The organism is Aeromonas sp. MTB (assembly GCF_056632455.1).
This window is the reverse complement of record NZ_CP147026.1, coordinates 421,184-435,179: the sequence shown is the minus strand read 5'-3', so window position 1 is coordinate 435,179 and position 13,996 is coordinate 421,184. Positions and strand designations below refer to the sequence as shown.

The 13,996-nt window shown below is 62.0% G+C and carries 12 protein-coding genes and 4 tRNA genes; 6 read left to right on the top strand and 10 right to left on the bottom strand.

Features of this window, described 5'->3' with window-relative positions:
* The first annotated feature begins 209 nt into the window (after positions 1-209).
* Positions 210-1,595, top strand: a complete 1,386-nt coding sequence (gene argH / locus WBR25_RS02080) for an argininosuccinate lyase (RefSeq protein ID WP_100652573.1) — start codon at positions 210-212, stop codon at positions 1,593-1,595.
* A 75-nt stretch (positions 1,596-1,670) separates the two neighbouring features.
* On the opposite strand, the gene WBR25_RS02075 is transcribed toward argH, so the two are convergent.
* The 7 genes from WBR25_RS02075 to plsY form a co-directional block, all read right to left on the bottom strand.
* On the bottom strand, positions 1,671-2,126 hold the full coding sequence (locus WBR25_RS02075; RefSeq protein WP_479749322.1) for a hypothetical protein: 456 nt from the start codon (positions 2,124-2,126) through the stop codon (positions 1,671-1,673).
* A 453-nt stretch (positions 2,127-2,579) separates the two neighbouring features.
* The gene (locus WBR25_RS02070; protein ID WP_479749321.1) at positions 2,580-3,752 is read right to left on the bottom strand and encodes a CD0519/CD1768 family membrane protein; all 1,173 of its coding nucleotides are present in this window, start codon (positions 3,750-3,752) and stop codon (positions 2,580-2,582) included.
* Positions 3,753-3,857: 105 nt separating this feature from the next.
* A tRNA-Asn gene (locus WBR25_RS02065) sits at positions 3,858-3,933 on the bottom strand.
* Between the two features lie 8 nt (positions 3,934-3,941).
* Positions 3,942-4,017, bottom strand: a tRNA-Phe gene (locus WBR25_RS02060).
* 3 nt (positions 4,018-4,020) lie between these two features.
* Positions 4,021-4,096: transfer RNA gene (locus tag WBR25_RS02055), tRNA-Thr, on the bottom strand.
* Positions 4,097-4,148: 52 nt separating this feature from the next.
* Positions 4,149-4,224: transfer RNA gene (locus WBR25_RS02050), tRNA-Phe, on the bottom strand.
* A gap of 47 nt (positions 4,225-4,271) precedes the next feature.
* Positions 4,272-4,934 (bottom strand): glycerol-3-phosphate 1-O-acyltransferase PlsY, encoded by a 663-nt coding sequence (gene plsY / locus WBR25_RS02045; RefSeq protein ID WP_304520471.1) that lies wholly within the window; start codon positions 4,932-4,934, stop codon positions 4,272-4,274.
* A 157-nt stretch (positions 4,935-5,091) separates the two neighbouring features.
* On the opposite strand from plsY, the gene folB reads away from it, so the two are divergent.
* The 3 genes from folB to WBR25_RS02030 all read left to right on the top strand — a co-directional run bounded on the left by folB (position 5,092) and on the right by WBR25_RS02030 (position 6,587).
* Positions 5,092-5,463, top strand: a complete 372-nt coding sequence (folB, locus tag WBR25_RS02040) for a dihydroneopterin aldolase (protein WP_005356584.1) — start codon at positions 5,092-5,094, stop codon at positions 5,461-5,463.
* Positions 5,463-5,972, top strand: coding sequence for a 2-amino-4-hydroxy-6-hydroxymethyldihydropteridine diphosphokinase (gene folK / locus WBR25_RS02035; RefSeq protein ID WP_236341138.1), 510 nt, complete (start codon positions 5,463-5,465; stop codon positions 5,970-5,972). Before folB ends, folK begins: the two co-directional genes overlap by 1 nt.
* Positions 5,973-6,098: 126 nt before the next feature.
* Complete coding sequence (locus WBR25_RS02030) at positions 6,099-6,587, top strand: YbaK/EbsC family protein (protein ID WP_479749320.1); 489 nt, start codon at positions 6,099-6,101, stop codon at positions 6,585-6,587.
* On the opposite strand, the gene mdtD is transcribed toward WBR25_RS02030, so the two are convergent.
* Complete coding sequence (gene mdtD / locus WBR25_RS02025; protein WP_479749319.1) at positions 6,559-7,962, bottom strand: multidrug transporter subunit MdtD; 1,404 nt, start codon at positions 7,960-7,962, stop codon at positions 6,559-6,561. The genes WBR25_RS02030 and mdtD overlap by 29 nt on opposite strands.
* Positions 7,963-7,973: 11 nt before the next feature.
* Entirely contained in the window at positions 7,974-8,582 is a 609-nt protein-coding gene (locus WBR25_RS02020; protein WP_227095374.1) for a TetR/AcrR family transcriptional regulator, read from the bottom strand.
* Positions 8,583-8,672: 90 nt separating this feature from the next.
* Between WBR25_RS02020 and WBR25_RS02015 the strand changes: the two genes are divergently transcribed.
* A complete protein-coding gene (locus tag WBR25_RS02015; RefSeq protein WP_479749318.1) occupies positions 8,673-9,773 on the top strand; it encodes an efflux RND transporter periplasmic adaptor subunit in 1,101 nt (366 codons plus the stop codon).
* On the top strand, positions 9,770-12,877 hold the full coding sequence (locus WBR25_RS02010; protein ID WP_479749317.1) for an efflux RND transporter permease subunit: 3,108 nt from the start codon (positions 9,770-9,772) through the stop codon (positions 12,875-12,877). Before WBR25_RS02015 ends, WBR25_RS02010 begins: the two co-directional genes overlap by 4 nt.
* On the opposite strand, the gene WBR25_RS02005 is transcribed toward WBR25_RS02010, so the two are convergent.
* Positions 12,862-13,989 carry a CobW family GTP-binding protein gene (locus tag WBR25_RS02005; RefSeq protein WP_479749316.1) on the bottom strand — a complete coding sequence of 376 codons (1,128 nt, stop codon included), beginning with the start codon at positions 13,987-13,989 and terminating at the stop codon, positions 12,862-12,864. The genes WBR25_RS02010 and WBR25_RS02005 overlap by 16 nt on opposite strands.
* Between the last annotated feature and the right edge of the window lie 7 nt (positions 13,990-13,996).

Here is a 13,996-nt window from a genome sequence, read left to right as displayed (position 1 = left end):
AAGCGCGATAACCCGTTGATTCCGTTGAGGGGGCATGGCCCCCTCTTCTACAGGCAGAGGGCATAGCCCCTGACCCATCATCAGCGGGTGTGACAAGAGCGGCAGCGCCCCGGCCGCTTCTGTGAGATAACAGGCTCGCAGAAAAACAGGGCACGATTTCAAGCTCGACGGTGCAAAGCGCCGCCGACAACGCATTCAAGGAGAGCAGTATGGCACTTTGGGGTGGACGCTTCAGTCAGGGAGCCGATAGCCGGTTCAAGCAGTTCAACGATTCGCTGCGGTTCGATTACCGGCTGGCGGAGCAGGATATTCAGGGCTCCATGGCCTGGGCCCGCGCGCTGGTCAAGGTGGGGGTCTTGACTGCCGATGAGCAGGGCAAGTTGCAGCAGGCGATGGAGGTGCTGCTCGCCTCGGTGCAGCAGGATCCCCGGCAGATCCTGAGCTCGGACGCCGAAGATATCCACTCCTGGGTCGAGAGCCAGCTGATTGCCGCCGTCGGCGATCTCGGCAAGAAACTGCACACCGGCCGCTCGCGCAACGATCAGGTCGCCACCGACCTGAAACTCTGGTGCAAGGCGCAGGGCGAGCTGCTGCTCGGCTCCATCACTGCCCTGCAGCAGGGACTGGTCGCCTCCGCCCGTTCCAATCAGGCCGCGGTGCTGCCCGGTTACACCCACCTGCAGCGGGCCCAACCGGTCACCTACGCCCACTGGGCGCTGGCCTATGTGGAGATGCTGGAGCGGGACTACTCCCGGCTACAGGATGCCCTCAAGCGCCTCGACACCAGTCCGCTCGGCTGCGGCGCGCTGGCGGGTACTGCCTACGCCATCGACCGCGAAGCGCTGGCGCTCGACATGGGCTTTGCCGGCGCCACCCGCAACAGTCTGGATTCGGTCTCGGATCGGGATCACGTGGTGGAACTGATGCACGTGGCATCCCTCTCCATGACCCACCTGTCGCGCTTTGCCGAAGATCTCATCTTCTACAACACCGGCGAGGCAGGCTTTGTCGAGCTCTCCGATGCGGTCACCTCCGGCTCGTCGCTGATGCCACAAAAGAAAAACCCCGATGCGCTGGAGCTTATTCGCGGCAAGACCGGCCGGGTGGTAGGCGCCCAGATGGGCATGTTGATGAGCCTCAAGGCGCTGCCGCTGGCCTACAACAAGGACATGCAGGAAGACAAGGAGGGGCTGTTCGATGCCCTCGACACCTGGCACGACTGCCTCGACATGGCCGCGCTGGTGCTGATCGATCTGAAAGTGAATGGCGAGCGCACCATGGCGGCGGCGCAAGGCGGCTACGCCAACGCTACCGAGCTGGCGGACTATCTGGTAGCCAAGGGGATTCCGTTCCGTGAAGCGCACCATATCGTCGGCGAAACCGTGGTCTTTGCCATCAGCGTGGGTAAACCGCTGGAAGAGCTCTCCATCGGCGAGTTCCAGCGCTTCAGCCCGGTGATCGAGTTCGACGTCTACCCCAATCTGGAGCTGGAAGCGACCCTGGCCAAGCGGGTTACCAAAGGCGGTGTCGCCCGCGAACAGGTTGAGGCAGCCCTGACCGCAGCCGAAACCTGGCTGGCAAAACGGACGGGTTAAACCAACCTGCTTGTCATTCGAACTAGAAAGCAAAACGGCAACCTCAGGTTGCCGTTTTTTATTGCTCACCGCAGTTCAGGCGCTAGCATTGAGCAGTTTGCCAACCCCATCGCCCTTGCCATTAGGCAGGGTCTGTTTAAAGGCACCGAGCAGCTGGTCGAGGTTGAGATTGCTGGCACCGAGGGAATCCTTGAGGGTATCGAGCTCGCTTTGCAGGGCATCGAGGCGGGTGCTCTGGGTGCCGCTCGCCAGCTGGTTGCGGGCGCTGTCGATGGCAGCCGGGAGGGATTGGCCACCATTCTCCTGCCCCAGAGTCTGCATCAGCTCCCCCATAAAGTGGTTGATGGCCGAGCGGTTCTGTTCGCTATCGGCATCATTGATACCGAGTCGCTGGAACAAGCTCTGGACAGTCGGGGCAAGGCGATCCTCCTGTACGGCAGGCTGCACGGGCTGGGGTTTGCTACTGCTGACAAGCAGCTGACTGCCCAGCTTGAGGGCGATAGAGGCAAGGGGAAGCAGGCTGCTGATCATGATATCTCTCCGCGACAACGACCCTTGATGGTGTTGCCAAGAGATGTGCATAAGCGGGGCCAGCACGGCGATAAAACGCACTGCACCGGCTAATCCCTTGAATGGCTGATCTATTTATTCAACCAGCACGCAGGAGATAGCCGAGCGCAAAGGGATGTCAGGCGGCCAGTGGCTGCCGCCACGGGCGGTAGTGGCAATATGGTGGCAAAGCGTTTTGCCGCCCACCCGAGCCGCTACCCCTTCCTTTCACACCCTAATCGCCAACTCTTTGAGCCACTTGCGCTGCTGATGGCACCAACAGAGTAAAACCTGACAAAAGCACCGCAGCGATCAGGCACCGAATAACGACCTGCGGGCTTACTAATCGAGCGGTGATCCGCCCACAAGGCGTGACCAATAGAAATGAAAAGAGGCTCCAAAGAGCCTCTTTTTGTTTCCGTGTCTGAACCAGACTCAACCCAGCAGTAGATAGAGCTGGTGAGCGGCCACACCGGCGCACAGGCCGCCGATGGTGTGGGCAACGATGGCGCGGGAGGTGAGATGGCGATAGCCGAGGGCATCCAGCATGGCGGTGTGGGTGCTCAGGAAGCCACTCCAGCACATCCCCATGGCGGTAAACACCGCGACCTCGTTACCAGTGATCCACCCCTTGGCGATAAAAGGGGGCACCAGCGACATGGCGGCACCGACCGCACCGAGGGAGGTAGCCGGGAAAGCGACCAGCTCCGGCTGCTGGAAGCCAAACAGCAGGTCAAACAGCCAGCTCACCTTGGCGGCCAGCACCGGCAGCAGGGCAACCCCCTGAAACGCTTCGCCGGTATAGCCCTTGTCGCCCGGGCCAAAGGTGAGCAGCATCACGAAGGTACTGATGATCAGCACCCCGGGGATCACCGCCATCCCCAGCTCCACACCGGATTTGCCGCCATCGAGCAGAGAGTTGAGGGTCCGCAGCCAGCCGGGAGCAGCCTCTTTGGTCACCCCTACCTTGCGGCCGTCGGACGATACAGCGTCATCGTTCAGCACTTCCCCCACCAAGGGGCGGATCATCCGCTGCATCAGCCGGGTAGAGACCACCGAGCCCACCAGAGCACCCAGCAACCCAATCAGCGCCGCACTGGCAGTGGATTCACCGCTCGGCAGCTGCAAGGTGGCCATAAAGGTCACCACGATCAGCCCCATGCCAAAGGCGGTGCCGAAGTTGGTGAGCGACACCAGCTGCCAGGGGGTGAAGCCTCTGCGAAAACGGCTGTCCTTGGCGAGGCTGATCACCGCCGGGTTGTCGGAGAAGAAGGTCATCAGCGCCGCCAGCGCGGTGCGACCGGGCAAACGAAACACCGGCTTCATCAGCGGGGCCAGCAGTACCTCCAGCAGGCGGATCACCCCGAATTCGCTCAAGAGCTGGCTCAGGGCACCGGAGAGCACCGTGATCCCCATGATAAAGAGCACTGTATTGAGCAGCAGCTGGTGGGCGGTATTGAACAGGGTGTTGACCATGGCAGAGAGGCCCATCTGGCTGCCGAGGTAACCGAACAGGCTGCCAAGAATAAGCAGTACCAGCACGGGTTCCATCCAGTTCCTAATGGCGGCAAGTCGCCCCTTTGACTCTATAACTACATGATTTTCCATATCTATCCTGCGGTTCATCTGTGCGTGTGTGGTTGTTTTTATGGTTAAAAAATGGCTGCGCCAAATAGAAAAAAGCCCTTGTCTTGCGACAAGGGCTTTTTGAATTGGCTCCTCCTACTGGACTTGAACCAGTGACATACGGATTAACAGTCCGCCGTTCTACCGACTGAACTAAGGAGGAATTGTAATTGGTGCCCAGAGACGGAATCGAACCGCCGACACGGGGATTTTCAATCCCCTGCTCTACCGACTGAGCTATCTGGGCAAATGGTGCCGGCTACCGGAATCGAACTGGTGACCTACTGATTACAAGTCAGTTGCTCTACCTACTGAGCTAAGCCGGCACACTTTAAACCATTGTGCATGAACAAATTTTTTATTTCATGGCACCAAAATTGGTGCCCAGAGACGGAATCGAACCGCCGACACGGGGATTTTCAATCCCCTGCTCTACCGACTGAGCTATCTGGGCGTGGGCGCTATTAAACGGATTTTAAGGCGGATGGTCAACGGGAAATTTCACTTTTTGTCTCGTTCGTCTCTTTTTTGCGCAACATCACCCGTTTTTCCCACTTCCTCGCCACAGGCACACCCTTTTCGCCGCCAGACTCTGGGTTCTTCCCCCTTGAGCAGGCGGGAGATGTTCTCGTGATGGCGGATCAGGATGAGGCAGGAGAGCAGGGAGACTGGCAGGGTATATTCGGGTTTGAGCAGGTAGGTAAAGAGCGGCGTCAGCAGCACAGTAATGATGGAGGCCAGCGAGGAGTAGCCGCTCACCAGCAGCACCAGCAGCCAGGTGCCAATCACGGCGCCCCCCATGGTGAAACCGATGGGCATCATGGTGCCAAGAGCGGTGGCGACCCCTTTGCCACCACGAAAATGAAAGAAGATGGGGTACATATGGCCGAGGCAGGCGGCGACCCCGATAAAGCCGAGGTAAACGGGTTTGATCTGCAGATACCAGGCGAGATAGACGGGCACAGTGCCCTTGAGCACATCGAGCAGCAGCACCACCAGCGCCGCCATCCGGCCACCGAGGCGCAGCACATTGGTTGCCCCCGGATTGTGGGAGCCATGATCCCGCGGGTCGGGCAGACCGGTGCAGCGGGAGACCAGCACAGCACTGGATAGTGAACCACCCAGGTAGGCCAGAATAATCATCAAAATCGTCAGGGCCGTCATCTTGGTCGTTTTTACCACGATATGAATGGGGTATGATGCGGGCCACATACGCTGGCATGGGCCCATGCCCACCCAGAGCGCCTCGGCAAGCCTGTTGCCCGGCCAGCATCCCTGCGCTGTCATCACAGCCCATCAAGAGTAAAGAAGAAGTACAGTCATGGACAAGGTGTTTATTCGCGGACTCGAAGTTTTGACCACCATAGGTGTATATGAGTGGGAGAAGGGCATTCGCCAAAAGCTCCGTTTTGACCTCGAGATGGGGTTCGACAACCGCCCCGCGGCAGCAACCGACGACATCAATCTGGCACTGGATTATGCCGACCTCTCCAACAAGATTTGCGAGCATGTCACCGGCAAAGTCGTCGAACTGGTCGAGACCATGGCCGAGCAGGTTGCCATGCTGGTGCTCGCCGACGAGCGGGTGCAGTGGGTCAAGGTGACCCTCACCAAGCCAGGCGCCGTGCCCAATGCCGCCGGGGTCGGTGTCGAGATCCTGCGCCATCGCACTCCGGCCGCGAGCAGCAACTGATGACCACCATCTATATCAGCCTGGGCTCCAACATCGAGCGGGATCGCCATATTCGCGCCGGGCTCGATGCCCTGCACGCCGAATTTGGCGAGCTGCGGGTCTCCCGGGTATTCGAGAGCGAGGCGGTCGGCTTCAACGGCCGCCCCTTCTACAACCTGGTGGCGGCTGCCGAGACCGATCTGCCGCTGACCACCGTCTGCCAGCGACTGCGGGCCATGGAGTTCGCCCACGGTCGCGAGCCGGATGCCAAGAAGTTCGCCCCGCGCACCCTGGATCTCGACCTGCTGCTCTATGGCGATCTGGTCTGCGACACCCCGCTGGTGCTGCCGCGCGGCGAGATCCTCACCAACGCCTTCGTGCTGTGGCCGCTGGCCGAGCTGACCCCCAAACTGCGCCACCCCGTCGATGGCCGCACCATGGGCGAGCTGTGGCAAGCCTATGACAAGGCTTCCCAGCAGCTGTGCCCTATTCCCTTTCACTGGGAAGCGTGCGAATTGCAGCATCACTGATCCGCAAGGGCGCCTCACGGCGCCCTTGTTGTTTACACGGACAGGGTTGCTTATCACGGATAAGAAAGTGTCATTGGGCCTGACCCTGCGAGGCTGGCAGGATAGCGCCCACTACAGGAGAACCCCATGCCACTCGATACCATTCACCACTTCAACTGCCAGCTGCTGGCCAAACTGCCCCACCAGCGCTATGAGCATGAACCCATTCTCGACTACGCCACCGATGAAAAGGTCAAGGCGCGCCTCGGCTGGCAGGCTGAGTTCAGCAAGACCCTGTTTCTCAAGTTCAAGGATGGCCGCTTCGCCCTGCTGCTGACCCACAGGGAGGGACGGCTCGACAACAAGGCGGTCAAGGCCGCACTCGGTGCCAAGCCCTCCATCTGCACCGCCGAAGAGATGCAGGCGGAGATTGGCTGCCTGCCGGGAGCGGTCTGCCCCTTCCTGCCTCGCGCCGATATTCCGCTACTGGTGGACCCGCAACTGCTCAACCATACCGCCTTCACCTGGACTCCGGGCCACCCGGAGCAGACCTTTCTGCTGGCGACCGAGCATCTGGCCGAGGTACTGGCGCAGCTCCCCTGCGAGGTCAGCTATCTGCCCTCGCCGACGGCGTAGCCCCATCACGCGCCAGCTGGGCAAAGATCAGCGCCGCCAGCATGGAGAGCAACCCGACACAGAGGTAGGTAAGGTGGAACCCGGCCAGCCACTGGCCGTTAGCCGCTGAGGTACCCGCCGAGAAGAGCCCGAGCAGGCTGGCGGCAATCGCCACCCCCAAACTCATGGAGAGCTGCATCACCACCGAGAGCAGACCGTTGCCACTGCTGGCCAGGGTCGGACTGAGATCTTGCAGCGTGAGAGTGTTCATGGCGGAGAACTGCAGCGAGTTGATGGCGCCGAAGATCGCCAGCCAGCCCAGCAAGACCCCGTAGGGGAGCTGGTTGTCGATAAAGTAGAAGCTGGCGATCATCGCCCCCAGTAGCAGGGTGTTGCCGATCAGGATGCGGCGATAGCCCACCTTCGGAATAAGCTTGTTCACCAGCGTCTTGGTCAGCATGGCGCCAATCACGGTGGGGATCATGGTCATCCCCGCCTTGCTCGGGGAGAAACCGAGCCCCAGTTGCAGAAACAGCGGAGTGAGGAAAGGCATGGCGCCGCTGCCGAGGCGGGCAAACAGGTTGCCCCAGATGCCGATGGCAAAGGTGGTGGTCTTGAACAGGTTCAGGCTAAAGAGCGGCTGCTGTGCATTGGCGGCATAGAGCCAGTAGCTCGCCATCGCCGCCAAGCCGAAGATCAGTGCAAACAGCGCCCAACCGGTGGAGATGCTGTGCTCCCCCAGCCCCTGCAAACCGACCGACACCAGCACCATGCCAACGCTGAACATCACAAAGCCCTGCCAGTCGAACCGGGCGGTCTGCTGCCGCAGCTCCGGCATAAAGTGCCAGCTGGCGATAAAGCCGAGCAGCCCCACCGGCAGGTTGATGAGAAATACCCAGTGCCAGCTCGCCACTTCCACCAGCCAGCCACCGAGTGCCGGCCCCATCAGCGGGCCGAGCAGCCCCGGGATGGTGACAAACGACATCACCCGCAGCAGCTCGTGCTTGTCATAGACCCGCAGCACCGCCAACCGTCCCACCGGCATCAGCAGCGCACCGCCAATCCCCTGAAGTACCCGGGCGGCCACCAGCATGGAGAGCGAATTGGAGGCGGCGCAGGCGAACGAGCCGAGGGTAAAGAGCGAGATGGCAGCCAAATAGATGCGGCGGGTGCCGAATCTGTCAGCCAGCCAGCCGGAAGCCGGGATCAGCAACGCCACCGTCAACATGTAGGCGATGATCACCGACTGCATCTGCAGCGGGCTCTCTCCCAAGGTCTCGGCCATGCTGGGCAGGGCGGTGTTGAGAATGGTGCCATCCAGCGCCTGCATAAAGAAACCGACCGCTGCCAGCAGGGGCAGCCACTTGCGCTGGGCATCTGTCACTGTGTGGCTCATTGCCACCTCCATTATTTTTGCGGGGGAGCGGCGGCGGTCAGGAAGAGATCGACACAACTCAGGGTCCAGGCATCCTGCTCGGCAGCGCTCTGGGTCAACGGCAGACCCAGCTCACGGAGCATCCGCTCCTTGCCCTGCCACATCAGCAACAGCTGCAAAGCGGACTGTTCGCTGTCTTGATGGCACAGCAGGCCTTGCTGCTTCTGCTGCTCCAGCCAGTTGGACAGCATCTCGGTCACATAGAGCGGGCCCGCCTCGAAAAAAAGGGTGGCCAGCTGGGCATCGTTGCAGCTGATGCAGGTGCGAAAGATATTGATGGCATCATCGCTCAGGATCAACTTGCGAAAGCTGCGACCAAAGGCAATCAGACTCTCCCGCACATTGTTGCCACGCAACAATACCTCCGGCATCAGCTCGCTGCTGACGCACTTGCTGCCCACCGCTTCGGCAAACAGCGACTCCTTGTTGGCAAAATGGCTGTAGACCGTCTGCTTGGAGACGCCCGCTTCACTGGCCACCATGTCCATGCTGACCAGATGCAGACCATGCTGACAAAAGAGCCGTCCTGCAGCATCGAGGATCGCAGCCCGCTTCTGCTGACTACGGGGTGAAATGTTCATTTTTCCTCCACAATCAAACTGGACAGTCTAGTTTCGAAAAACTAGACTCACCGGTGTGATTTGATGTTATGTCAACCAGAGGATGATGTCATGACACTTTGCTTAATCCTGCTGGCGCTGTTACTGAGTGGCTGCAGCCCGGTCACAGAGTCAGAAGAAACACCCGCCCTGACCCGGGTGATCGCCCAGCCGCTGCAAGCCAGCGATCACTACCCGGTGCTGCACCGCTTCAACGGCCGGGTGATCGCCCCCGAGCACAGCCAGATAGGCTTCGAGCTGGCAGGGCGGATCGCCACCCTGCACAAGGGACGGGGAGAGCCGGTCACGGCTGGCGAACTGCTGGCCACACTGGATACCCGGCTGCTGGCAGTGGAAGCCAAAGAGCTGGCCGCCCGGGCAGCCCAGAACGAGGCCGAACTGATCCTTGCCCGGCAGACGCTAGAACGGCTCACTGCCCTGCGCCAGCAGCAGTTCAGCTCCCGACAGGCGCTGGATGAACAGCAAGGCAAAGTCCGCATGCTGGAGGCAAGTGCCAACCAGCTGGCCGCCGCCCTCGAAGCCAACCGGGTCAAACAGGAAAAATCACAGCTGCGCGCCCCCTTCAACGGAATCGTAGTCAGCCGCGAGCAGGCATTGGGGGCTGTGGTGGCCGCAGGCCAGCCTCTCTTCTCTCTGACCCGCAGCGGCCAGTGGGAGGCCGATATCGGCGTGCCGGTGAAACAGGCCGAGACCCTGATCGTCGGCCAACGCTACCCCCTGCAAAGCGGTGCGCAATCACTGGAGGGTCGCCTGCTTAATCTGGGGGTACAAGTGGACGGGCAGACCCACACCCGCACCGCCCGCTTCCAGCTGACCCGGGGCGGCGAACAACTGGCAGAGGGGCAACTGATCACCCTGCTGCATCAGACCCGCGAGCCTACCCGCGCCTACGAGGTACCGCTCACCGCACTGACCCAGGGATTGCGCGGCAGCTGGACCCTCTATCTGCTCAATGACGAAACGCCACCCCGAGTGGTCAGTCGGGACGTCACCCTGCTGCAGCAAGATGGCGAACGAGCCTGGATCAGTGGTGCCCTGAACGGACAAGAACAGCTGGTGACCGATGGCCTGCATAAACTGGTGCCGGGCCAGCAGGTCACCCTGACAACCAGCGTGGATCATCAGGCAGGCCATCCGGAGCCACAGTCATGATCCGCCCGTTTATCGAGAATGGCCGCCTGCTGCTGTTGACGGTCGCGCTGCTGCTGACGGCCGCCCTTGCGGCATTGCAGATCCTGCCCAGAACCGAAGATCCCCAGCTCACCAGCCGCTTTGCCAGCGTGGTTACCCACTTCCCCGGGGCCAGCGCCGAACGGGTGGAGGCGCTGGTGAGCGAGCCCATCGAGAACCGGCTGCGGGCCCAGAGCGAAATCAAGCTGATCGAGTCGAGCTCTCGCCCCGGCCTCTCCATCATCAATCTGGAGCTCAAGGATGAGGTCAGCGATGTCGAGCCCGTCTGGTCCAGAGTCCGTGACCGGCTGGCAGATCTTGCCGCCGGGCTGCCAGCCGGCGCCAGTGCCCCCAAGCTGGATGACGAGAAGGGCTATCCCTTCACCCGCTTGGTCAATGTGGTCTGGCGCGGGCCGGGCCAGCCGCAGCTGGATCGCCTCGCCCGCTACAGCGCCGAGCTGGAACGCCGGGCTCGCCAGCTGCCGGGTACCGAATACGTCGAGCGGATCGGGGCACCACAGGAGGAGATCGAGGTACGGTTCGATCCCCTCGCCCTCAGTGCCAGCGGTATGAGTGGCGAACAGCTTGCCCAGGCGCTGAGTGGTGCCGATGCCAAAGTGGCCGCCGGGGAGTTGCAAGGCAGCCACAATCGCTTTCAGGTGGAGATCCGTGGCGCCCTCGATACCCTGGAGCGGATCCGCCAGATCCCGCTGCGCACCGGCGAGCAGGGCCAGACCCTGCGCCTTGGCGATCTGGCCGAGGTAAGACGTACCCTGCACCAGCCGGAGAGCCAGCTGGCCTTTGCCAATGGTGAGCGGGCCGTGGTGGTCGGCCTGCGCATGGCACAGGATCACCGCATCGACCTCTGGTCGGCACGGGTCGACTCCATGCTGACCCAGCTGCAACAGGACTTGCCGGATAATATCGGCCTCGTCACCAGCTTCGATCAGCAGCGTTATACCGATCAGCGGCTCGACACCCTGCTCATCAACATTGTGCAGGGCTTCCTCATCATAGTGGCCGTGCTGCTGGTGACCTTGGGAGTCAAGGCCGCCATTATCGTGGCCCTGTCGCTGCCGCTTACCGTGGCGTTCTCTTTCGCCTGCATGAACCTGATCAATCTGCCCATTCACCAGATGTCGGTCACCGGTCTGGTGGTGGCGCTCGGGATCATGGTGGACAACGCCATCGTCATGGCGGATCGGGTGCAGTATCAGCGCCGCCACGGCATGGCTATGAGTGCCGCCGCACTGGAAGCCATCGGCCACCTCTGGCTGCCACTGCTGGGCTCCACCCTCACCACCATGCTCGCCTTTATGCCGATCATTCTGATGCCGGGCCCCGCAGGCGAGTTTGTCGGCGGCATCGCCTGGGCGGTGATCTGTTCGCTGCTGGGCTCCTACCTCATCGCCCACACCCTGGTGGCTGGCCTCGCAGCCCGCTGGATTGGCAGTGACCAAGGAGGACGCTGGTATCAGGATGGTTTGCACCTGCCCCGGGTGAGCGCCCGTTTCCAGCAGAGCATCGCCATGGCGCTGGCTCACCCCTGGCGTACCCTGCTGCTGGTCAGCCTGCTGCCCCTGCTAGGTTTTTGGGTGGCGGGCCGCCTCACCGAACAGTTCTTTCCCCCTGCCGACCGGGACATGATCCACATCGAGGCCAGCCTCTCCCCACAGGCGAGCCTGGCGCGCACCCGCGAGCTGGCACTGGGGATCTCCGCCGAGCTGGCCAGCCTCCCCGAGCTGGTTCGACAGGATTGGGTGGTGGGCGACAACGCACCCAGCTTCTACTACAACCTGGTACCCAGAAAACAGGGGCGGGCCGATTACGCCCAGGGGATGATCACTCTGCAGGATGCCGATGCTGCCGAGCGGCTCATTCCACAACTGCAGCAGCGGCTCGATGCAAAATTTCCCGAAGCGCAGATCCTGGTGCGCAAGCTGGAACAGGGGCCGCCTTTCAATGCCCCGGTCGAGCTGCGGCTGTTTGGCCCCGACCTTGAACAGCTGCACCGTCTGGGAGAGGAGCTGCGCAGTCTGCTCGCCAATACCCCGGCCGTGGTGCAGACCCGCGCCACCTTGCAGGCCGGGGCCCCCAAACTCTGGTTGCAGGTCGATGAGGAGGCCGCCCGACTGGCAGGCATGAGCCTGACCGATGTTGCCTCCCGGCTGGCGGGCGCACTGGATGGCAGGTTGGGCGGCACTGTGCTGGAAGGCACCGAGTCAATACCGGTACGGGTACGGCTGGCCGAGCCCTTGCGTCAGGATCCGGATGCGCTGCTCAATGTGCCGCTGTCGCTCACCGGCACCGGCCAGCAAGGGGCTGCCAATCTCACCTTGCGGGCACTGGCCACTCCCGAGTTACTGCCAAGCTGGGGGGAGATCAGCCGTCGGGATGGTGAGCGGGTCAATGTGCTGGAGGCCTATCTGGCGGTCGGCGTACTGCCGCAAACCGTGCTGGAGCAGGTAAAAGAGAGGCTGGCCGCCAAGGCGCTGGCATTGCCGCCGGGCTATCGACTGGAGTTTGGCGGGGAAGCCGCCAAGCGGGATGAATCGGTGGGCAATCTGATGGCTCACGTCAGCCTGGTCGCCGTGCTGCTGGTGGCCGTGCTGGTGCTCAGCTTCAACTCGTTCCGGCTGGCAGGCATCGTCACCCTGGTGGCGATCCAGTCGGCGGGGCTCGGGCTGCTGTGGGTCTGGCTGCTGGGTTACCCTTTCGGGTTTACGGTGATCATCGCCCTGCTAGGACTGATGGGGCTGGCCATCAACGCCGCCATCGTCATTCTGGCCGAGTTGAAGGCAGACCCGCTGGCACAGCAGGGCAATCTGCCGCAGATCCGCGATCTGGTGGCCGGTTGCAGCCGCCACATCGTCTCGACCACCATCACCACTGTGGGCGGCTTCATCCCGCTATTGCTGGGGGGCGGCGGCTTCTGGCCCCCCTTTGCCATCGCCATCGCCGGTGGCACAGCGCTGGCTACCCTGCTCTCGTTCTACTTTGTGCCGGTGGCGTTTGTGTTGTTCAACCGCCGCCGTCCTGACCCGGTACAGGAGAGCTGCAACGCGCAAGATCAGTTGTCGGGCTGACCCAGCATGGCTTTGAGCCGCTCTTCCAGGCTGGGCTCGGGGGCCTTGAGGGTATCAAGAAACAACCGCTCTATGCCCGCCTTGTCCTGACTCTTGACGATAAACACCAGTCGGGACTGGGCCTTGCCTTCCGGCCACTCCCCCAGCGCCTGCAGCGGATAGAGCTGGCCATGGACGCCGTGGATCACCACCGGCTGGCTCTCCCCTTCCAGCTGCAAGATCCCCTTGAGCCGCAGCAGGGCATCGCCATACTGCGCCTGCACCGCATCGATGGCGGCCAGCAGACGAGAGGGCTTGAGCGGCTCGCCGATACGCAAAGAGAAACTCTCGATGTTGCCGTGCTCGAAGTGGGTGGGCGCTGCTGTGCCCACCTTGGCGGCGAACGGTTGCATCTTCGGTTGCATCGGTGACGCCAGCCCCTGCCTGGGGGATTCGGTGCGCAGCCAGGCCAGCAGCTGGCGCACATCGCGACCTGCAGCTTCGTTGTAGGCGCCGAGCTTCTCCAGCACCGCTGGCGACAGTTCGCCATTGGTCACCCGCTCGATCGGGGCCGCCGGATTGAGGGCCGCCAGCTGGGCTTCGACCCGTGCCAGCTGTTCGCCATCCACCCGATCCCCCTTGCTCACCACCAGCAGATCCGCCAGCGCCACCTGTTTCACCGCCTCATACTGGGCCGCCAACTGCTGCTCGATATGGCCGGCATCCACCACGGTGACGGTGCCATCGAAGCGGTAGCGCTGGGCGATAAAGCCCTCTTCGCGCAGGGTAAATAGCACGGGGGCCGGATCTGCCAAACCGGTGGTCTCGATAATCAGCCGCTTGAACGGTTTGATCTTGCGCTGAATGGCCTTCATAAAGAGCCCCTGCAGCGCCTCCACCAGAGAGCCCTGCACCGAGCAGCAGATGCAGCCGGAGTCGAGCAGCATCACCTGCTCATCCACCTGTTGCACCAGATGGTGATCCAGCCCCACCGAGCCGAACTCGTTGATCAGCACGGCGCACTCGCCAAGCTCCGGCTGCTTGACCCAGTGGTTGAGCAGAGTTGTCTTGCCGCTGCCGAGAAAGCCAGTCAGCAGGGTCACTGGGATACGGGTATCTTGCATATCGGTCATGTCAGAT

Coding starts and splice junctions, on each gene's coding strand:
- argH (WP_100652573.1), top strand. CDS start 210: ATGGCACTTTGGGGTGGACGCTTCAGTCAGGGAGCCGATAGCCGGTTC.
- WBR25_RS02075 (WP_479749322.1), bottom strand. CDS start 2,126: ATGATCAGCAGCCTGCTTCCCCTTGCCTCTATCGCCCTCAAGCTGGGC.
- WBR25_RS02070 (WP_479749321.1), bottom strand. CDS start 3,752: ATGGAAAATCATGTAGTTATAGAGTCAAAGGGGCGACTTGCCGCCATT.
- plsY (WP_304520471.1), bottom strand. CDS start 4,934: ATGACGGCCCTGACGATTTTGATGATTATTCTGGCCTACCTGGGTGGT.
- folB (WP_005356584.1), top strand. CDS start 5,092: ATGGACAAGGTGTTTATTCGCGGACTCGAAGTTTTGACCACCATAGGT.
- folK (WP_236341138.1), top strand. CDS start 5,463: ATGACCACCATCTATATCAGCCTGGGCTCCAACATCGAGCGGGATCGC.
- WBR25_RS02030 (WP_479749320.1), top strand. CDS start 6,099: ATGCCACTCGATACCATTCACCACTTCAACTGCCAGCTGCTGGCCAAA.
- mdtD (WP_479749319.1), bottom strand. CDS start 7,962: ATGAGCCACACAGTGACAGATGCCCAGCGCAAGTGGCTGCCCCTGCTG.
- WBR25_RS02020 (WP_227095374.1), bottom strand. CDS start 8,582: ATGAACATTTCACCCCGTAGTCAGCAGAAGCGGGCTGCGATCCTCGAT.
- WBR25_RS02015 (WP_479749318.1), top strand. CDS start 8,673: ATGACACTTTGCTTAATCCTGCTGGCGCTGTTACTGAGTGGCTGCAGC.
- WBR25_RS02010 (WP_479749317.1), top strand. CDS start 9,770: ATGATCCGCCCGTTTATCGAGAATGGCCGCCTGCTGCTGTTGACGGTC.
- WBR25_RS02005 (WP_479749316.1), bottom strand. CDS start 13,989: ATGACCGATATGCAAGATACCCGTATCCCAGTGACCCTGCTGACTGGC.